Annotated in this window: 12 protein-coding genes; 2 read left to right on the plus strand and 10 right to left on the minus strand. The window is 65.0% G+C overall.

The features are described 5' to 3' along the window. Positions 1 to 20: 20 nt before the first annotated feature. The 5 genes from phoU to AAEZ08_RS05010 all read right to left on the minus strand — a co-directional run bounded on the left by phoU (position 21) and on the right by AAEZ08_RS05010 (position 6,927). Positions 21 to 749 carry a phosphate signaling complex protein PhoU gene (gene phoU, locus AAEZ08_RS04990; protein WP_500123835.1) on the minus strand — a complete coding sequence of 243 codons (729 nt, stop codon included), beginning with the start codon at positions 747 to 749 and terminating at the stop codon, positions 21 to 23. A 146-nt stretch (positions 750 to 895) separates the two neighbouring features. Continuing rightward, positions 896 to 1,723 carry a phosphate ABC transporter ATP-binding protein PstB gene (gene pstB, locus AAEZ08_RS04995; RefSeq protein ID WP_102823989.1) on the minus strand — a complete coding sequence of 276 codons (828 nt, stop codon included), beginning with the start codon at positions 1,721 to 1,723 and terminating at the stop codon, positions 896 to 898. 101 nt (positions 1,724 to 1,824) lie between these two features. Continuing rightward, complete coding sequence (gene pstA, locus AAEZ08_RS05000; RefSeq protein WP_500123872.1) at positions 1,825 to 3,441, minus strand: phosphate ABC transporter permease PstA; 1,617 nt, start codon at positions 3,439 to 3,441, stop codon at positions 1,825 to 1,827. 81 nt (positions 3,442 to 3,522) lie between these two features. Further along, a complete protein-coding gene (locus AAEZ08_RS05005) occupies positions 3,523 to 5,799 on the minus strand; it encodes an ABC transporter permease subunit (RefSeq protein WP_500123836.1) in 2,277 nt (758 codons plus the stop codon). A gap of 162 nt (positions 5,800 to 5,961) precedes the next feature. Then, a complete protein-coding gene (locus AAEZ08_RS05010; protein ID WP_058065316.1) occupies positions 5,962 to 6,927 on the minus strand; it encodes a PstS family phosphate ABC transporter substrate-binding protein in 966 nt (321 codons plus the stop codon). Between the two features lie 224 nt (positions 6,928 to 7,151). Here AAEZ08_RS05010 and AAEZ08_RS05015 point away from each other — a divergent pair, with 224 nt between their 5' ends. Continuing rightward, positions 7,152 to 7,553, plus strand: a complete 402-nt coding sequence (locus AAEZ08_RS05015) for an acyl-CoA thioesterase (protein ID WP_003282816.1) — start codon at positions 7,152 to 7,154, stop codon at positions 7,551 to 7,553. A gap of 9 nt (positions 7,554 to 7,562) precedes the next feature. Here the strand turns inward: AAEZ08_RS05015 and AAEZ08_RS05020 are convergent, their stop codons facing one another. Next, a complete protein-coding gene (locus AAEZ08_RS05020; RefSeq protein ID WP_500123837.1) occupies positions 7,563 to 8,768 on the minus strand; it encodes a GGDEF domain-containing protein in 1,206 nt (401 codons plus the stop codon). 127 nt (positions 8,769 to 8,895) lie between these two features. Between AAEZ08_RS05020 and AAEZ08_RS05025 the strand changes: the two genes are divergently transcribed. Beyond that, complete coding sequence (locus AAEZ08_RS05025; protein WP_125860348.1) at positions 8,896 to 9,852, plus strand: AEC family transporter; 957 nt, start codon at positions 8,896 to 8,898, stop codon at positions 9,850 to 9,852. Here the strand turns inward: AAEZ08_RS05025 and AAEZ08_RS05030 are convergent, their stop codons facing one another. From AAEZ08_RS05030 to recC, 4 genes are all read right to left on the minus strand, one after another. Continuing rightward, positions 9,853 to 10,296, minus strand: a complete 444-nt coding sequence (locus AAEZ08_RS05030) for a hypothetical protein (protein WP_036991478.1) — start codon at positions 10,294 to 10,296, stop codon at positions 9,853 to 9,855. A gap of 129 nt (positions 10,297 to 10,425) precedes the next feature. Continuing rightward, positions 10,426 to 12,276, minus strand: coding sequence for an exodeoxyribonuclease V subunit alpha (recD, locus tag AAEZ08_RS05035; RefSeq protein ID WP_500123838.1), 1,851 nt, complete (start codon positions 12,274 to 12,276; stop codon positions 10,426 to 10,428). A gap of 247 nt (positions 12,277 to 12,523) precedes the next feature. Next, a complete protein-coding gene (recB, locus tag AAEZ08_RS05040; RefSeq protein ID WP_500123839.1) occupies positions 12,524 to 16,072 on the minus strand; it encodes an exodeoxyribonuclease V subunit beta in 3,549 nt (1,182 codons plus the stop codon). Then, positions 16,069 to 19,338: an exodeoxyribonuclease V subunit gamma gene (recC, locus tag AAEZ08_RS05045; RefSeq protein ID WP_500123840.1), complete on the minus strand. Its 3,270-nt coding sequence runs from the start codon at positions 19,336 to 19,338 to the stop codon at positions 16,069 to 16,071. The genes recB and recC overlap by 4 nt, the downstream gene beginning before the upstream one ends. Between the last annotated feature and the right edge of the window lie 87 nt (positions 19,339 to 19,425).

Consider the following 19,425-nt stretch of genomic DNA (forward strand, 5'->3'; position numbering starts at 1 on the left):
GCCCGCCTACGACCGGCTGCTCAGCGCTCCTTCGAGCCTTCCACTTCCTCGGCCAATCGCGCCAGGCCAAGGTGGCGGACGTCGGTGCCGCGCACCAGATAGATCACCAGTTCGGCGATGTTGCGTGCGTGGTCGCCGATGCGTTCCAGCGAGCGCAGCGCCCAGATCACGCTGAGCACGCGGGAGATCGAGCGCGGGTCTTCCATCATGTAGGTGACCAGCTCGCGCAAGGCGGTCTTGTATTCGCGGTCGACGGTCTTGTCGTACTGCGCCACCGACAGCGCGAGGTCGGCATCGAAGCGGGCGAAGGCGTCCAGCGCTTCCTGCACCATCTTGCGTACCTGGTCGCCGATATGGCGCACCTCGACGTAGCCCTTGGGCGACTCGCCTTCCTCGCACAGCTGGATGGCGCGGCGGGCGATCTTGGTCGCCTCGTCACCGATGCGCTCGAGGTCGATCACCGACTTGGAAATGCTGATGATCAGGCGCAGATCAGAGGCCGCCGGCTGACGGCGGGCGAGGATGCGCACGCACTCCTCGTCGATGTTGCGCTCCATCTGGTTGATCTGGTCATCCACTTCGCGCACCTGCTGAGCGAGGCCCGAATCGGCCTGAATCAGCGCGGTCACCGCGTCGTTGACCTGCTTCTCCACCAGCCCGCCCATGGCCAGCAGGTGGCTGCGCACCTCCTCCAGCTCGGCGTTGAACTGCTGGGAGATGTGTTGGGTGTGGCTGTCTTTGCTGATCATGTGCGAACCCTTGCGAAACTGTTGTTCTCTCGCCGGACGGTCCGGCCTTTGGCAAATCGTGCTGCGCTAGGAGGCGGCGCGCAGACAGTACGAACCAGGTACGGCAAGCGCCGCCGACAACGCGCAGCGCGATTTGCCATAGCCGGCTAGCCGTAGCGGCCGGTGATGTAGTCTTCGGTCTGCTTCTTGGCCGGGTTGGTGAACAGCGTATCGGTGTCGCCGTACTCGATCAGTTTGCCCATGTACATGAACGCCGTGTAGTCGGACACCCGCGCGGCCTGCTGCATGTTGTGGGTGACGATGACGATGGTGTACTTGGCCTTCAGTTCGTAGATCAGCTCCTCGACCTTCAGCGAGGAGATCGGGTCGAGGGCCGAACTGGGCTCGTCGAGCAACAGCACTTCCGGCTGCACGGCGATGGTGCGCGCGATCACCAGACGCTGCTGCTGGCCGCCGGAGAGGCCGAGGGCCGATTCGTGCAGACGATCCTTCACTTCCTCCCACAGCGCCGCGCCCTTGAGGGCCCATTCGACGGTTTCGTCGAGCACGCGCTTCTGCTTGATGCCCTGGATGCGCAGACCGTAGACGACGTTCTCGTAGATGCTCTTGGGGAACGGGTTGGGCTTCTGGAACACCATGCCGACGCGACGACGCAGGTCGGCGACGTCCTCGCCCTTGCGGTAGATGTTGGTGCCGTCGAGGTTGATCGCGCCTTCGATGCGGCAGCCGTCGACCAGATCGTTCATGCGGTTGAAGCAGCGCAGCAGGGTCGACTTGCCGCAGCCGGACGGACCGATAAAGGCGGTCACGCGTTGGCGCGGGATGTTCATGCTGACGTTGAACAGCGCCTGCTTCTGGCCGTAGTACAGGCTCAGATCCGGCACTTCGATGGCCACCGGCTCCTTGGCCAGGTTCAGGCTGCGCTTGTCACGACCGAGGGCCGAGATGTCGATGGAATGCGTGTTGGTTTGCATGTGCTCGCTCCGTTCGCAGCTGCCAGCTGCAAGCTACAGGCTGCAAGTCCAGGCCAGCGCCTCGTTCTTCCTAGGCCGCTGGCTTGAACTCGCCGCTTCGATTAGTGATCCAGCGCCTTGTACTTCTCGCGCAGGTGGTTGCGAATGTAGATCGCGCTGAAGTTGAGCGTGGCGATCACCAGTACCAGCAGCAGTGCGGTGGCATAGACCAGCGGCCGCGCCGCCTCGACGTTGGGGCTCTGGAAGCCGACGTCGTAGATATGAAAGCCCAGGTGCATGATCTTCTGGTCCAGATGCAGGTAGGGGTAGTTGCCATTGAGCGGCAGGTTCGGTGCCAGCTTGACCACACCGACCAGCATCAGCGGCGCCACTTCACCGGCAGCGCGGGCCACGGCGAGGATCAGGCCGGTCATCATCGCCGGGCTGGCCATCGGCAGCACTACCTTCCACAGCGTCTCGGACTTGGTCGCACCGAGGGCCAGCGAGCCTTCACGGATCATCCGCGGGATGCGCGCCAGGCCTTCCTCGGTGGCCACGATCACCACCGGCAGGGTGAGGATCGCCAGGGTCAGCGAGGCCCACATCAGGCCAGGCGTACCGAACACCGGTGCCGGGGCTGCCTCGGGGTAGAACAGACGATCGAGCGAGCCGCCCAGCACGTAGACGAAGAAGCCCAGACCGAATACGCCGTAGACGATCGACGGCACCCCGGCGAGGTTGTTCACCGCGATGCGGATGATGCGGGTGAGCAGGCCCTGCTTGGCGTATTCGCGCAGATAGACCGCGGCGATCACGCCGAACGGCGTGACGATCACCGCCATGATCAGGGTCATCAGCACGGTGCCGAAGATTGCCGGGAACACGCCACCTTCGGTGTTCGCTTCGCGTGGCTCGTCGCTGACGAACTCCCACAGCTTGGCGAAATAGAACATCAGCTTCTGTGGCGTCGACATGGCATTGGGCTGGAAGGCCCGCACCACCTTGCCCAGGGTGATCTCCTGCTCGCGGCCGTCGGCGGTGCGCACGGTGATACTGTCGCGGTTGAACTGCTGCTGCAGCGCCACCAGCTTGTCTTCCAGTACCCGGTACTCGGCATCCCACTGGGCGCGCTCGGCATCCAGATCGGCCTGGGCGGCGGCATCCAGACGATCTCTCAGCTCGAGCTGACGGGTCTTCAAGCGCAGACGCTCGAGGCCGTGGTTGATGCGGCCGATCTCCACCTTCTCGATGCGCGAGATCTGCGTGTGCAGTTCATCGACGCGGTCGATACGGGCCTGCAGTTCGTTCCAGGCGCCTTCGCCCTCGGCGACCAGCTGGCCGGCTTCCTTCACGTTGAGCAGGAACCCATAGAAATTGCCCCACTCGCGGCGCTCCAGCACCATCAGGTCGGCCGGCGTACGCTGATTGCTCAGCCACTCGCCCACCACCCAGGAGAAGTCGGCGCCATAGACATCGCGGTTGCCCACCTTGAGCAGCTCGCGGGTCATGAACTCACCGCCCTCGACGTTGACCGGCAGCCCACTGGCGGCCAGACGTGCACGGGGTACTTCCTCGGCCTGCACGACCTCGCCGGCCAGCACGCGCATCTCGGCGCCGGGCATGCTGTAGTCGGCGACGATCACGTCGGCCGGCCAGAAATGCGCCAGACCACGCACGGCGATGATCGCCAGCAGACCCAGGGTCATGATCACTGCGATGGACACCGCGCCGGCGTTCATCCAGATCCAGGGTGTGCCGCTCTTGACCCAGGTGTTCAGCGAATCCTTTTTCACGGATCGATACCTTTTCCGAAATCTGGTTTACAGGCTGGCGTACTTGCCACGCAGACGCTGACGAATCAGCTCGGCGAGGGTGTTCATCACGAAGGTGAACATCAGCAGTACCAGCGCGGCGAGGAAGAGCACGCGGTAATGGGTGCCACCCACCTCGGATTCGGGCATTTCCACGGCGACGTTGGCGGCCAGGGTGCGCATGCCCTCGAAGATGTTGGCTTCCATGATCGGCGTGTTGCCTGTGGCCATCAGCACGATCATCGTCTCGCCCACCGCGCGGCCCATGCCGATCATCAGCGCCGAGAAGATGCCCGGGCTGGCGGTCAGCAGCACCACGCGGGTCAGCGTCTGCCAGGGTGTGGCGCCAAGGGCCAGGGAGCCCAGCGTCAGGCTGCGCGGCACGCTGAACACGGCATCCTCGGCGATCGAATAGATGGTCGGGATCACCGCGAAGCCCATCGCCAGACCGATCACCAGGGCGTTGCGCTGGTCAAACGGGATGCCCATGTCGTTGGACAGCCACATGCGCATGTCCCCACCGAAGAACCAGTTCTCCAGATGGCCACTGATTTCCAGCGAGCCATAGCCGATCAGCAGAATCACTGGAATCAGCAGCACCGCCTCCCAGCCATCCGGGACGGCCAGGCGCACACCTTGCGGCAAGCGGCTCCAGGTCCAGGCGGCGAACAGAATCCCCACCGGCATCAAGAGCAGCAGGGCGAAGATGCCCGGCAGGTGGTTTTCCAAGAATGGCGCCAGGAACAGGCCGGCGAAGAAACCGAGAATCACCGTCGGCAGCGCTTCCATCAGCTCGATGACCGGTTTGACCTTGCTGCGCAGTCTGGGCGCCATGAAGTAGGCGGTGTAGAACGCCGCGCAGATGGCCAGCGGTGCCGCCAGCAGCATCGCGTAGAAGGCTGCCTTGAGCGTACCGAAGGCCAGTGGGGCGAGGCTCAGCTTGGGTTCAAAATCACTGTTGGCCGACGTGGACTGCCAGACGTAATCGGGCTCCGGATAGCTTTCGTACCAGACCTTGCCCCACAGTGCACTCCAGGAGATTTCCGGGTGCGGGTTGTCGATCACGAAACGCTGCAGGCCCTGGTTAGATTCGATCAGTAGTCGGCTGGCGCGAGGCGACATGGCAGCCAGAGCGGCGCCTTCGGCGACCTGTTCCTTGACCAGCGTGCGATGTGCAGTGCTGTGGAAGATGCCTAGGGTGCCGCTGTCATCCAGTGCGAGAAAGCCCTTGCGGCGCTCTTCCGGCAGAAGCTGGCGAATCGGACTGCTGCCCAGCTTGAAGCTGCGCACATTCTTCAGCTCGGCGTCGCCATCGGCAGCACGCACCATGAACCACTGGCCGATGGTACCTTTGGAGTCGCCGATCAACAGAGATATGCCGCCCAGCAAAGGACTGACGCTGGTGATGGAGCTACCATCGCCAACCAGCTTGTAGCGGCCGTTGAGCTGCTTGCGACGCAGGTCGAAGACATCTGCACTGGCTTTGCCACTGATCGCGTAGAGCCACATGTGCCGCGGGTCGATCAGCAGCTGGCGAATCGGTTCAGCCATTTGCGGCAGGTTGAGGCGCTCCTGCTCGAGCGTCACTTCGCCAGTCAGCAGGTTCTCGCTGCTGGCGATGCGCTGGGCATGCAACGCAGTGCCAGTGGCGCCGGCAACCAGCAGGGTCTTGCCATTCAGGCTGATGGCCGCGCGGTCAATTGCACGGCCTTCCGGGTCGAGCTGCAACGGCTCTTCACCAAAGGGATAGGCCAGCTCCGGCGTGATGGTCTTCTGGTTGTTCGGGTAGGTGAGCTTGTAATTGTGCTCAAGCACCAGCGCCTGGCCGTTATCCAAGCCCAGCACCAGGCGGCGAGTACCAGGCGTATCCTGGCCGACCGAGACGATCTGAGCGCCCTCCGGCAGCGGCACGGCCTTGCTCGACAGCAAGACGCCGTCGCGAAGGCCAAAGAAACGTGCCTGGCCATCCTTACCCAGACGCAGAGCAACCTGGTTCTGCTCCTCGATGGCCATGAACAGTGGTTCACCCGCTTCAGCCAGCCAGGCCGGCTGCTGAACCGCGCGGCTTTCCAGCTCGGCCCCCTGGAACATCGGAAGTACGACCTGAGCCAGGTAGAAGAAGATAAGGGTAATGGCACCCAGTACCGCCAGACCACCGATGGACACGTACCAGCGCGCCAGGTGATCTTTCAGCGCACGGATACGGCGCTTGCGTTGCAGCGCTGGCGTATTGAAGTCCAGCCGTTGCACATCGGAATTCGCGGTCATGTTTTCCATGTCGTTCATGCCAGGGCTCCTGGGCCTGAGCGGCCCTTCGGGGCGCCTAATCTAATAAAGCTGTGTGACAGAAAGATTACAGTCAGGTGACGCAACGAAGCCCGCCAGCGCGTATCGCGTGGCGGGCATCTGCTAAGGCCGGCGCGCTTGTCGCCAACCATCGCTCAGGTCTTACAGACCCAGTTCCTGCATAGTCTTGTCGACTACCTTTTTCGGCAGCGGAATGTAGCCATCCTTGACCACGACTTCCTGACCCTGCTTGGAAAGCACCTGCTTGAGGAACTCGGCATCCAGCGGGCTCAGCGGCTTGTTCGGCGCCTTGTTCACGTAGACGTAGAAGAAGCGAGCCAGCGGGAACTTGCCGGCCAGAGCGTTCTCTTCGCTCGCCTCGAAGGCCTCGCCACCCTTGGACAGGGGCACAGCGCGGACGCTGGAGGTCTTGTAGCCGATGCCCGAGTAGCCAATGGCGTTCAGGGTGCTGGAGATCGACTGCACCACCGAAGCGGAACCCGGTTGCTCGTTGACGTTGGACTTGAAGTCACCCTTACACAGGGCTTCTTCCTTGAAGTAGCCGTAGGTACCGGATACCGAGTTACGACCGAACAGCTGGATCGGCTTGCTGGCCCACTCGCCGGTCATACCCAGATCACCCCAGGTCTTGATGTCCTTCTCGCCACCGCACAGGCGGGTGCTGGAGAAGATCGCGTCTACCTGCTCGATATCCAGCGATTTGATCGGGTTGTCCTTGTGCACGAACACCGCCAGGGCGTCGATGGCTACCGGGACGGCCGTCGGCTTGTAGCCGTACTTCTCTTCGAAGGCTTGAATCTCGTTGTCCTTCATTGGGCGGCTCATCGGGCCCATGTTGGAGGTGCCTTCGGTCAGAGCGGGCGGCGCAGTGGAGGAACCGGCAGCCTGGATCTGAATGTTGACGTTCGGGTAGCTGCGCTTGAACTCTTCGGCCCACAGCGTCATCAGGTTGGCCAGGGAGTCGGAACCGACGCTGGACAGGTTTCCGGAAACGCCGGAGGTCTTCTGGTAGCTCGGCAGGGCCGGGTCTACAGCTGCGACCGCGCTTGCGGCGCCCACGCCAGCGGCTACAAAGGTCAGGGCCGCCATCAAACGATTCAGTTTCATACCTTGCTCCTAGCAGGGGTGTGCTCGAGTGTGTTGGAACGGGGGCCAGTATCTGCAGGCCGTGTGAACACTCTATGAAGCAAGTGTGACAATCTGATTACGAGCCCATCCATTGACCTGTCGCGGTCGCTGCAGGCTTGCACAGCCGCTATACTCGGCGCCGTCGCCCGCACTAGCGCGGGCATTTCGCGCCAGAACAACAATCGAGCCGCGAGTCCGACCGAATGAAAGAATACGAACAGGAAGATCCGATCCCGCAGGGCGACCTGGCCCTGCAGCTCACTGCGCTGCCGCGCGAGACTAATGGTTTCGGCGATATCTACGGCGGTTGGCTGGTGTCGCAGATGGATCTGGCCGGCACCGCAATGGCCAGCCGCGTGGCCGCTGGCCGCGTCGCCACGGTCTCCATCGATCGCATGGCATTCATGGTCCCGGTCGCCGTTGGCGCGCAGCTGTCGTTCTATACCCAGACGCTGGAGGTCGGGCGCAGCTCGATCCGCATGCTGGTGGAAGTCTGGAGCGACGATCCGCTGTCCAGCGAATGGCGCAAGGTGACTGAGGCGGTCTTCGTCTTCGTCGCCATCGACGGCAGCGGCCGTACGCGTACGGTCCCACCGCGCCGCTGAACCCCTCGTCTAGCGCAGCTCTAACTCAGGCCGCACCTGCCCGACAGCAACGGCAAAGCGATTCTTGCCACTGGTCTTGGCCTGATACAGCGCAGTGTCAGCACAGTGATAGAGCTGTTCGGCCTGCTGGCCGTCCTGCAACGTGGCGATGCCAATGCTGACCCCAACCCGCGCCGCCGGATCATGCGGGTGCCTGATATCCAGCGCGGCCAGCGCGGTAATCACCTGACGCGCGATGCGCTGTGCGGCGGCGTTGTCGCAGTTGTACAGCAGCAGTGCAAACTCCTCACCGCCGACTCGCGCTGCCTCATCCAGCGGTCGCCGCGCGAAGCCGGCAAGCAACTCGCCGAAGGCGCGGATCAGCGCATCGCCAGCCGGATGCCCGAAGGTATCGTTGTAGGCTTTGAAGTCATCCAGGTCGAGCAGCAGCAAGCTCAACGGCCGCCGGTCCCGCCGGGCCTGGGCGATCCGCTGGGGTAGCGCGCGATCATGGCTGCGCCGGTTGGCCAGACTGCTGAGCGCATCGTGCTCGGCGACCCAGCCCAGCAACTGGCGGGTAAGGAATTGATCGCGCTGCGAATACTCATGCACGTAGCGGCTGATTGCGCCGATGATTAGCAACAGCAGATAGTAGCTGACGGCAACCCAGTGCTCTGGCATCTGCTCGGCCGTCAGGATCAGGCTGGCCATGAACACGTCCGCCAGCACGATCAGCAGCGCGCAAATCAGCGCCCACCAGAAGGTCACGCCGAGAAAAAAGAACGAAGCGACGATCAGCAGGCCGGCGCCGTAACGGAAATTCAGCGGTGTAGCGAGCGCTTCGAAACGAATGTCGATCATCGCCGCAACGACGCCCACCATCACCAGCAATACCGGAAAAATTCGGTTGGCCTGCGCGCGAAACCTACGGCTGTAGAAGGTCAGCACCAGCACGACGATGCCGGGGAGTATCTGCAGGATGCGCAGTGCCGTTAGCGTTCCCAGCCAGCCGGTATCATCGAGATTGAAAAAACGATGCTCGCAATACAGGTAGCCCGAAACAGCGAAAATCAGCAGCAGCGCCGCAAGGCGTTGTGAGGTGCGCGCATGTCGATCCAGATAGTGGCGAAACTCCCGCTCCAGCTCCGGCGCGAAGCGCAGCAGACGAAATCCTCCGTGCAGTTGACGACCATAGGGCGTATCGCAGAAGTCCTCAGCAGAGGGAAGTTCAGTCATGTGTCGCATTGGAGGCTCGCAGTATCGGCAACCAGATGATATCACCGAGCCACTATCGAATTGAGGATAGTCCGACCGACGTACGCATCGGCTACATTGCCCCGGCCGAATACAGGACTTGCACTCGATGTTTCCAGCATCGAATATCGCTGAACATGCACTGTTGGATGTATCCGTGACCGCCCTGCTGCTTGCCCTCTGGCCCCTGTTCGCCCTTATCGTCGCCGGTTATTTCCTGCGTTTGCGTGCCTTTCCCAGTGCCGAGTTCTGGCCCGGTGCCGAGCGCATTAACTACTTCATCCTCTTCCCCGCCCTGCTGTTCAGTAGCCTGGCCACAGCACCGCTGGATAACCCTGCGCTACCCCGCTTGGCCGCTGCAGTGATGCTCGCTTTGGGAGCTGCCTGGGCTGCCTTGCTGATAATGAAGCGGCTGCGCGGCTGGTCTGCCGGCCGTTTCGGCGCCATCACCCAGGGCGTCCTGCGTTTCAATACCTATCTGGGCCTGGCAGCCGTCGGTAGCTTGTTCGGCAAGGAAGGTCTGGCGCTGGCCGCGCTGATGCTGGCGCTGATGGTGCCGACGGTGAACGTGATGTCTGTGTGGGCGCTGACCGCCGAGCGCGGCGTCAGCGTGCGCGGCCTGCTGCTGCCCATCATCAAGAATCCGCTGATTCTGGCTTGTGTCGCCGGCGCGCTGGTCAATCTGTCGGGCCTGGGCCTGCCTGGCGGCACCGACCGCCTGCTGAGCCTGCTGGCCGCCGCCAGCCTGCCGCTGGGCCTGCTCTGTGTCGGCGCAGCACTCAAACCGCGAGAGCTGGGCGGAGAAATCCCGGCTCTGGGCTGGAACAGCACGGCGCGCCTGCTGGTCGTACCGCTGCTGGCCTACGGCGTAGCGCTGGTGCTGGGCTTGCCGGCGATGGAGACGACTATCCTGGTGCTGTTCTTCGCCCTGCCCACCGCCCCCACTGCCTACGTGCTCACCCGCCAGCTCGGCGGCGACAGTCATCTGATGGCCGGCATCATCACCTTGCAGACCCTGCTTGCGGCCGCCAGCCTGCCGCTGGTGCTGACGCTGCTCAACGGCTGATCAGCGCGCGACCTGCCCGCGTAGCAGACGCAGCAGCATCAACGCCATACCGACACCCAGCGCGCCAAGCACCAGCAGCGGCCCGAGATAACCGAGGGCATCCTGCAGCCAACCGAGCAGTAAGTGCAGCCACTCGGTGTGCAGCGAGGCCTCGACTGCCACGTAGCCACCCTGCTCCCAGATCTGGTAGGCGGCGTGCAGCGGGATCAGCGTCAGCGGCAGCAGGATCAGGCACAGCCAGTAGCCACTGCGCCGGTACGCACCCAGCAGACCCCACGGCAGATAGGCGGCGCGGATAAGCTGGAAGAAGCAAACGATGTAATAGACCACCAGCAGCAGGGCGAAACCGCTGGCCACAGAGGGCGCGAGCCAGAGTTCACGCAGCGCCGCGGTGCTGATGATCAGGCTGAGCGCGCCCCATAGCAGAAGAAAGAAGGTTCTCATCGCAAGTCCCAGTGTCGGCTTTTGGCGAAAGCGCATCGGAACAGAATTCCTAGCGTCATACGCACAACCGCTTCACGAAACAGGCGGCGATGCGCCGCGAACGTGCCGGCTTCGAGCAGCAGTGCACGCTCAGAACAGGCTGAGCTGATCGCCACCTGCTTCGGGCAGATTCACGCTGGGTAACGCCTCGGGGTCTCTGTTGCCGTTCTCATGCATCGCCAGCCGTTCGGCTAAACCCGCAGCGCGCTCGGCACGGGTAATGACCGCCTCGGCCAGCCGCGCCGGCAGCGCCCAGATCTCCACCCGGCGCTTGGCACGGGTGATTCCTGTGTAGAACAGCGAGCGTGTCAACAGCGGGCTGGGCTGTTCAGGGAGCGCCAGCAGCACTTCGGTGAACTCCGAGCCCTGGCTCTTGTGCACAGTCATGGCGAAGGCGCTGTCATGGCTTGGCAATCGCGCCGGGGCGAAGCCGCGATAGCCCTCATCCCCTTCGAAGAACACGCGCAGTCCCTGCTCGGTTTTCAGGCACAGCCCGATATCGCCGTTGAACAGCCCCAGCGCGTAGTCATTCTGCCGGACCATCACCGCGCGGCCGGGATACCAGCGCTCGCGGGCCGGCACGCCGAGGCGGCGCTTGAAACGTGCCTCCAGCGCTTCGTTGATGCCGGTGAGCCCAAAGGCGCCTTCGCGCTGGGCAGTCAGCGCGCGAAAGCCGTTGAAAGCCTCGAAGGCAGCGGATGGATCAGCCTGGCGTGCGGCCTGCAGATAGGGCGAATAGCCCTGCTCCAGTCGCTCGATCAGTGCGGCGGGGCTGGGCGTCTCATTCCAGGCGAGATCCGCACGGCCTTCCTGCAGCAACGCGACGGTGCCTTTCGCATCGCCGGCGTTGATACGCCGCGCCAGCTCGCCGATGCCGCTGTCGCCGGCGAATCGGTGGCTGTGGGTCAGGAGCACCACCGCATCACCCAGGCGCGAACGGGGCGTATCGACCGGTACATTCTGCCCGGTAATGCGTTGCAGATCGGCCGCTGCCTGGGTATCGAAACCGCGACCCTCACAAAGCTCGGCGAAGACCGCGCCGGCTTCCACCGCCGCCAACTGGTCCTTGTCGCCTAGCAGAATCAACCTCGCCTTCGGCGGCAGAGCTGCGACCAGCTTGGCCATCAACGCCAGATCGACCATCGACGCCTCGTCCACCACCAGCACGTCCAACGCCAGCGGATTGGCCGCGTCGTGGCGCACACGGGGGCTGTCGCCGCGGCTGCCGAGCAGGCGGTGCAGGGTCCGCGCCTCGTCCGGCAGGGCCTCTTTCACCGCATCGCTGACCGGCAGCTCGGCCTTGGCGTTGCGGATCGCCTCGGCCATGCGTGCGGCGGCCTTGCCGGTGGGTGCGGCGAGGCCGATGGCCAGGCGCTCGCCGCCGGGTTGTTCCAGCAGTGCCGCCAGCAGACGCACCACGGTGGTGGTCTTGCCGGTGCCGGGACCGCCGGAAATCACCGCCAGGCGTCGGCGTACCGCCTGCGCGGCGGCCAACCGCTGCCAGTCGGGGCTTTGCTGGTTGAAAGCGAATAGCCGGGCCAGGCTGTCGCTCAATTGCCTTTCGTCCACGACTGGCGCATCCGCCGCGCGCGCAAGCAGCTCTTCGGCCAGCTGCTCTTCGTACGCCTGGTATCGGGCGAGGTAGAGCCGGTCGCCATCCAGGATCAAGGGTGCGTATTCGCCGGGTGCGCCGATCAGGGCCGACGCCTCCAGTTGTGCGCGCCAGGTTGCGAGCGCTGGCAGGCTGAGGTCGACCTCAGCCCAGGGGCGCTTGCCGGCCAGGCGTTCGAGCGGCAGGCAGACATCTCCGGACGCCAGGGCTTCACAGCAAAGCGCGGCGGCGAGCAGGACCATATCAGGCGTCTCAGGCTCGAGGCGCTGCAAGCTGGCGATGAAGGCGCGTTCCAGTGGGCCGATAGGCAGGTCTGAATGCAACGTCATCACGCATACCTCCACACGTGCCGGGCCAGGCAGCATTTGAGCATTGACAGGGCTACCGCCCGCCTCAGCCAATCCAGGGCATCGTCAAGGTGGTGGGCTGAAGCCCACCCTACAAAACTGACATTGACCTTAGGAGCCAGCTTGCTGGCGATGCTTTTATAACGCGCCCGGATCACCAGCAAGCTGACTCCTACACAAGCGGGTGATCGGCCTTCGCGAGATAGGGCTTCTGCGAATATGAGGTGCATCATCGCTCCTCCTCGAACAACCGATCCAGCGCATCGAGAAGCGCGTCGCGCGGGCGGGCGAAGTAGACGCCGGCGTCGGGCATGCCTCGCAGGAACAGGTAGAAGGCGCCGCCCAGCTGATCGTCGCGGAAATCAGCCAGACGCTGACGCAGAAAGCGGCGCAGCGCTACCAGATAGATCAGGTATTGCAGGTAATAGTGCTCGCCCGCCAATGCTTGCAGCAGCCGCTCACCGCCGTAGTAGCTCGCATCAGGCCCTAGCCAATTGGACTTGTAGTCCGCGATGTACCAACGGCCATCGTGCTCGAAGGTCAGGTCGATAAAACCCTTGAGAAAGCCCTTGAGGCTGTCGAATTCAAGCCGCGACGCTGCCTCGCGCAGCGGAGCGGCGAGGCCGTAGTCAGGGTCTGTCAGCAGAGTACGCAACCGCGTCACATCGAGTTCCTGCACCGGGAAGGTGAAGCCCAGCTCGGGCAGCCGCCGTGCCGATTGCAGGCGGGCAAGCGTCAGGCCGGCGCCGTCCAGGTCAGTCTCCAGCACACCCTGTAGATGGGTCGTGGCGATGTCCTTCCATTCCAGCGGCAAGCCATAAGCCTGCAGTGCCGGCTCGACCAGCTCCGGCAGATCGCCTTTTCCCCGTGCCCAATCTTCAAGAATCGCGTGCAGGCAAGTTCCGGCCCGTGCGCCGCGGGGAAAGGCGAAGAACCCGCTGCCCGGCTCGCCGGCATCGGGGATCGCCAGAGCGTCACGGTCCGGCGCCTCCATGTGCATGCCGGCGGCGAGCCCCGAAAAGCTGCCGATTCGCCAGGCGCTGTGCAGGCTGCGAGTGAGCTGCGATAGCTGCTGAGGCGCTGCCGCACGACCGGGCCCTTGGGCACTGGCTTCACGCACCTCCAGCGGCAGGCAGGCCATATGGCCGCTGCTTTCTTCGATCAGTCGCTCGATGCCCAGGCGCAGGCTGCCGCCGTTGAGGTCGGCCAGATGATTGCCCAGCTCGGTCAAAGGGTGCTCGCCGGGGAGATCGCGGCCGTGCAGCAGCCAGGCCAGGGCGCTGCTGTGCAGACCCTCGTCCGCTAGGCTGCCATCCTTTTTTGGTTTGCAGAGATTCACAGGCCCCCAGTGCAGCCAGAGCCGGTCGCGCGCGCGGGTCAGTGCGACGTAGGCCAGGCGCAGTTGCTCGGCGAAAACTTCCTCCCGGGCGCGTTCGAGGTTGTCTTGCAGCGCGTCGCTGCCCAGGTCCAGCAGCGGCCGGCCATCGGCGTCGTGGCAACGGGCGCTGTCGCGGTTCTTGCCGAGCAGTTTGCCGTCCCACAGGAAGGGGCAGAACACCAGCGGATATTCCAGGCCCTTGCTGGTGTGGATGGTGACGATCTGCACCCGTTCGGCATCGCTTTCCAGGCGCAGCAGGGCTTCCTCGCCCGCGCCTTCGCTGCCGCGCTGGGCATTGAACCAGGCCAGCAGCGGCTCCAGCCCCGGGCGCAGCAGGCTTTCGGCTTGCAGCAATTCGCCAAGGTGCAGCAGATTGGTCAGCCGACGCTCCCCGTCGACACGCGCCAGCAGCCGCTCGGCTATGGCCTGCTCGTCTAGCCAGGCACGGAATACACGCATGAAGCCCTGCTGCTGCCAGAGCTGGTGATAGCGCTCTGCGGCTTCGCGCTCGGCATCCCACTGCTGCTGATCGTCCTGACAGCGGGCAAGATCGGCGGCGCTGCGGCCCAGCAGGCGCGTGGCCAGGGCGTAACGCAGCAGCCCTTCGCGCCCCGGCTCGGCGTAGGCGGCGAGCACCGCCGCGAGCTCCGTGGCCTCCTCGCTGCGCCATACACTGTCGCGCCCACGGCGAACGCTGGGCACGCCGCGGGCAGACAGCTCATCAGCGATCATTCCGGCCTGGCGATGGTTGGCCACCAGCACGGCGATATCGCCACCTTTCAGCGCGGTAAACGCGCCGTCCTTGTCGAAGCCTGCACGCCCTTCACCGGCGCCCGCCAGTTGCAGGGCAATGCGCCGTGCGGTGTCGCTCGCCGCCAGCTGCGCGGCCTCGCCTTTGCCCAGCGGATCGTCGCCCAGCCACACGAGCGACAGTGGCGCGGCTTCGCCCTCTTCCACCAGGCGCAGCTTGGCCCGCGGCTTCTCGGCGGCGCCCACCGGCGGGTACTGCAGATCGCGTTGCGCAAACGGCTGCGGATGCTTGAACAGCTGGTTGAGCGCGGCGATCAGCTCAGGCGTGGAGCGGTAGTTGGTCGGCAGGTTGAAGGGGTCGCGATCAGCCTGTTGCTTGGCAGTCATATAGGTCGCCAAATCCGCGCCACGGAAGGCATAGATCGCCTGCTTGGGGTCACCCACGAAGCACAGCGAAGCCTCGCTTGACTTGGCATAGATGCGGTTGAAGATGGCGTACTGGATCGGGTCGGTGTCCTGAAACTCGTCGATCAGCGCCAGCGGATAGGTCGCTCGCAACGAGGCCGCCAGATCCTCGCCGACCGGGCCCTGCAAAGCCAGATCCAGGCGATTGAGCAGGTCGTCGAAGGCCAGCAGCCGCTGCGCCGCCTTGCGCTCAGGCAGCTCGCGGTTGAGCCGCTCGAGCAGCGCCACCTGCAGGGCGATCAGCCGCTGCTTGCCGGCCGGCAGTGCGTCGGCCACCTGATCGGCCAGCTCGTCCAGTGCATGGGCCAGCTCGCAGACGGGCGCGTCGAAGCCTTTTTTGCAAGCCTTGCTCAGGGCGCGCACGCCGAACTTGGCCGCACCCTCGGGCAGGTCGAACATCACCGCCGGGTCGGCAAAGTAGGCGTCCAGTTCAACCTGCCATGGTGTGAACTTGATGCCCTTGTGAGTGCTCTGGTTCAGCCCGCCATGGGCTACCAGCTCAGCGACCCAGGCCTTGCCGGCCTCTTGCCAGAGCCCCGCGGCGCGCTGCCAGGCTGCCTCGACAGAGCGTAGGTCCGTTGGCACCGGCAAGTCCTGCGGTTCCACGCGCAAGTAAGGCTTGCCCAAGTGACTGCGCAACCGCTGGCGCAGCCACACCGGCGTGATCCGGCTCTTGGCGAGGAAACGCGCCCAGACCGGATCGGCATCGGCCAGTTCGCTGCGCCAGGCATCAGCAAGCAGCGCGTCGATGATCTCGCGGTCATCGGCGGTCAGCTCGCTGTCGAAGTCGCCGCCGGCCTCGAAGGCCGCGTCCTGCAGGGCACGCTGGCAGAAGCCGTGGATGGTGAAGATCGCCGCCTCGTCGAACCCGTGCACCGCCAGCAACAGGCGCCGCCGCGAGGCGTCGTCCGGATAGCGGGCGTGCAGGCGATTGAGGAAGTCATCGCTGCTCGGCGTGCCCTCATAAACCGCCAGCAGATCGGCCAGCCGCGCGCGGATGCGCTCGCGCAGCTCGGCGGTGGCGGCGGTGGTGTAGGTGACCACCAGAATCTGCCCCACCGAGAGCTGGCGCTCCAGCAGCAGACGCGCATAGAGCGCGGTGAGCGTCCAGGTCTTGCCGGTGCCGGCGCTGGCTTCGATCAGCGAGCGGCCGTCGAAGGGGGAGTCGAGGAGGTCGAGTTTCATTCTTCCTGCTCCTCATCGGCCAGGGCATCCAGGGCCGGGCCGATCAGCTGTTCGGCCAGGGTTTCGAACCGCTCGTCCAGCGGATCGCGATCACGGAAGGCCAAGGCGCTCCAGGGGTCTTCAGCTTCGGCGGCAATGGGGCTGAACTCGGCACCAAGCCAGGCTTCGCGGGCACGCTTGCGGGCGCAGTCGAGCGGCTCGCTACCACGGGCCGGCTTGCGGTAGCCCTTGGCAAACGCATGGCTGCTACGCGGCAACAACGGCAGCGGCTCCCGAATCGCACAGCGATAGGCCGCCAGCCAGGGCTCCAGCAGCTGCGCGGCATTGGCCAGCGGCCCAAGCTGCCAGTCGCCGGCTGGCGAAAGCATTAGGCTGTTGCGCTCGATTCCGGGCGTGGCGGACAGATTGAGCAGCAGATGGCGCAGCCAGAACGGCGGCAGGTCCCACTCCCCCAAGCGGCCGAGCTTCCAGCCGAACAGGCCGGCCGGGGTCACGCCGTCGAGCCAGCCATGCACGCGTACACCGGCCAGGGTGATATCCACCGGCAGCGGCTCGGGCACCGCGTCCGGGCGCAGTTCGAACAGGCGCGGCGCAAAGGCACGGACCGGGCCGCGCAACTTGCCCCATAGCGCCTGGCCGAGCTCGCCGGTGGGGAGCCAACCAGCGGCACAGGCCATGCGGCGCTCTTCTTCGTCACTCCAGCCATGTTCCATGGCCTGCAGCGACAGGCGGCGCAGGCCGTTCCAGGCCGGCATCTCCAGATCGAACGGCTCGTCACTGGCGAGCGTTTCCTGATCATCGGCCAGCCGCAGGCCCAGGCGCTGTTCAAGCAGGAAGCGCGCCGGGTGCCGGAAGCACTGCAGCAGCTGCGACGGCTCAATGGTCAGCCAGGCCTCGTCGGGTTCGGCGAGCAGGCTTGCGAAGGGCTGCGCCTGTGTATGGGGTGGCTCGGCCAGGCGCTGGGCGGCGCGGAACCAGGGCAGCGAAAAGCCGGCGCAGGTGGCATCGCCGAAGTTGCGTGGTGAGAACGGCTGCAGCGGATGCGCGATAACGATCTTCTGGCTGACCAGCTTCGCGCCATCGGCCAGCACGGCCGTCATGTCCACGGCTTCCAGCACCTCGCTGAGCAGCACCGACGGCGGCAGCACGGCGTTGTCGCGCGGGTCGCGGCCGACATAGGACAGATACAGCGCCTCGCGCGCAGAGAGCAGCGTCTCCAGCAGCAGGTAGCGGTCGTCGAGGCGCCGCGCCCGGTCGCCACGGCGCGGATGCCGGCCGATCAAATCGAAGCCCGACGGCGGTGTGCGCCGCGGGAAGGCGCCATCGTCCAGCCCTAGCAGACAGACCACTCGGAACGGCAGGCTGCGCATCGGCACCATGGTGCAGAAGGTCACCGCACCGGTGAGAAAGCCCGAGGCGCCGCTGCCCTGCTGCAGCGCGGCGCTGAGCTGCTGGTGCACCAGTTCCAGCTCGATGGGGCGGGTGAGGTCGGCGGCATGGGCCTGATCGCGCAGCGAGGCACAGGCCTGGGAGAGCAGCAGCAGCGTCTCGCCGGCCTCGCGCTCGTCGAACAGCGTATCGATCAGCACTTGCAGGTCGTCCGCCCATTCGCCCAACGGACGCGGCCGCGCCAGCTGGTCGGCCAGTGTGCCGAGACGTTCGACGAACTCCACAAGTCGTCCCAGCAATTGCCCACTGGCCCCTTCCAGAGCATCCAGAGGCCAGTAGTCACCGAGCAGCGGCGCGTTGTCCCCGGCCAACTGCGGCGGTGCAGCAAACCCCAGCATCAGCCGATCCAGCCCCTGGCGCCAGGTAAAGGCCGATTCGTCAGGCAGACCCAGGCGAACGCGCTGGCTACCGTCGCGCCCCCAACGCACGCCGGCCTCGCGCAGCCAGTCGCGTAGCAGCGGCAGGTCTTCGCTTTCGATTCCGGCGCGGCGGGCAACGGCCGGCTGCTCCAGCCAGGCGAGGATTTCCTCGGCGGTGAAACGGCTCTGCGCCAGCATCAGCAATTCGAGGAACGCCTCGATCAGCGGCATTTCGGCGCGCAGGCTGCGGTCAGCGAGGCTGTAGGGAATCCGCGGGCTGCCCTCGCGCGGGGCGAATACGGCTTCGATAAAGGGCGCGTAGCGCTCGATATCCGGGGTCAGCACCACCACCTGATCGGGCGTCAATGCAGGGTTGGCGGCGAAGCGCGCCAGCAGCTGATCGTGCAGGATTTCCACCTCGCGCAGCGGCGAATGGGCGATGTGCACTTCCAGAGAACGGTCGCCCTCGGCCAGCGTGATGCGCTCATCGGGTAGCCGCGTGCGCAGGCGCAGGATGTCGTTCTGCAGGGCGTGCAGGAGGCTGTCGTCGCTGAGGTCGTCATCTTCGGAATACAGGCCGAACTCCTGGCTGCCTTCGCTGGCGGTGAGGCTGAACAGGGAATCGAAGAAATCGCGACCCTGCTTGCCGAGACTGGCCAGCAGCGGATGGCCCACGTCCAGATACCAGTCATTGATACCGCTCTCCGGTTGCCTGGCCAGCTCGCGGATATCGCGAATCTCCCCCCAGGCTTCGCGGCTCGGGTTGAGCGCGCAGACCACCACGTCGATATGCTGCGACAGCCCGTCGAGCACTCGCAGGTGGTGTGGCGGCAGGCTGCTGATGCCGAACACCAGCAGCCGCTCGGGCAGGCCCGGCAAGGGCTCGTCGCTGTAGAGGCGCTGCAGCAGGTCGCCAAGCAGCCGTGCGCGGTGCGGGTGGCCGTCTTTTGTCAGCTCGCGCCAGAGCAGCGCCTGCCAGGCTTCGTCAGGACCCAGTTCCTGCATTTCGCCCCGCTCCCACGCCGCCAGCCAGTCGTCGCGATAGAGCAGGTACTGGTCGAAGACGTCTGCGATCTTCGCGGCAAGCGAGAACCGACGGCGCTCGTCACCACCGTCAAGGTACTGCGCCAGGCGCGGCGCAAGTTCGAGATTGGCCGGCTCGCAGAGCCAACCGTAGAGGCGCCAGGTCAGGGTCGTCGGGGAGAACGCCGACTGCTCGGGCAGGCTGCCCAGCACGGTGCGGCTCAGGTCCCAGACGAACTTGGCCGGCAGCTGCATCTCCAGCTGCATGGCGATACCCTGCTTGCGCGCCAGCTCCAGGGTCAGCCAGCGGCCCATGCCCTGGCTCGGCACCACCACCAGCGCCGGGGCGAAGGGGTCGGCGAGCGGCTGGGCGAGCAGGCGCGTGGCCAGTTCGCCGAGGGTTTCCAGATCAGGGGCATGGTAAAGGCTGAGCATGAGTGCACCGCTTGAACAGAAGTCGCTAGGTTACAGGCCGCTCCGCAGGGGAGCGAGCCGGCGATTTCAGCTTGCACCCGCCATGCG

Origin of the sequence: Pseudomonas sp. E45-MNA-CIBAN-0222 (genome assembly GCF_040310405.1) — a bacterium.
Classification (GTDB): domain Bacteria; phylum Pseudomonadota; class Gammaproteobacteria; order Pseudomonadales; family Pseudomonadaceae; genus Stutzerimonas; species Stutzerimonas stutzeri_AC.

Bases quoted from the DNA above. Each gene is read 5' to 3' on its own strand.
- AAEZ08_RS05020 (WP_500123837.1), bottom strand. From the start codon at position 8,768: ATGACTGAACTTCCCTCTGCTGAGGACTTCTGCGATACGCCCTATGGT.
- recB (WP_500123839.1), bottom strand. From the start codon at position 16,072: ATGAAACTCGACCTCCTCGACTCCCCCTTCGACGGCCGCTCGCTGATC.
- AAEZ08_RS05030 (WP_036991478.1), bottom strand. From the start codon at position 10,296: ATGAGAACCTTCTTTCTTCTGCTATGGGGCGCGCTCAGCCTGATCATC.
- pstB (WP_102823989.1), bottom strand. From the start codon at position 1,723: ATGCAAACCAACACGCATTCCATCGACATCTCGGCCCTCGGTCGTGAC.
- phoU (WP_500123835.1), bottom strand. From the start codon at position 749: ATGATCAGCAAAGACAGCCACACCCAACACATCTCCCAGCAGTTCAAC.
- AAEZ08_RS05010 (WP_058065316.1), bottom strand. From the start codon at position 6,927: ATGAAACTGAATCGTTTGATGGCGGCCCTGACCTTTGTAGCCGCTGGC.
- recC (WP_500123840.1), bottom strand. From the start codon at position 19,338: ATGCTCAGCCTTTACCATGCCCCTGATCTGGAAACCCTCGGCGAACTG.
- AAEZ08_RS05015 (WP_003282816.1), top strand. From the start codon at position 7,152: ATGAAAGAATACGAACAGGAAGATCCGATCCCGCAGGGCGACCTGGCC.
- AAEZ08_RS05025 (WP_125860348.1), top strand. From the start codon at position 8,896: ATGTTTCCAGCATCGAATATCGCTGAACATGCACTGTTGGATGTATCC.
- AAEZ08_RS05005 (WP_500123836.1), bottom strand. From the start codon at position 5,799: ATGAACGACATGGAAAACATGACCGCGAATTCCGATGTGCAACGGCTG.
- pstA (WP_500123872.1), bottom strand. From the start codon at position 3,441: ATGAACGCCGGCGCGGTGTCCATCGCAGTGATCATGACCCTGGGTCTG.
- recD (WP_500123838.1), bottom strand. From the start codon at position 12,276: ATGACGTTGCATTCAGACCTGCCTATCGGCCCACTGGAACGCGCCTTC.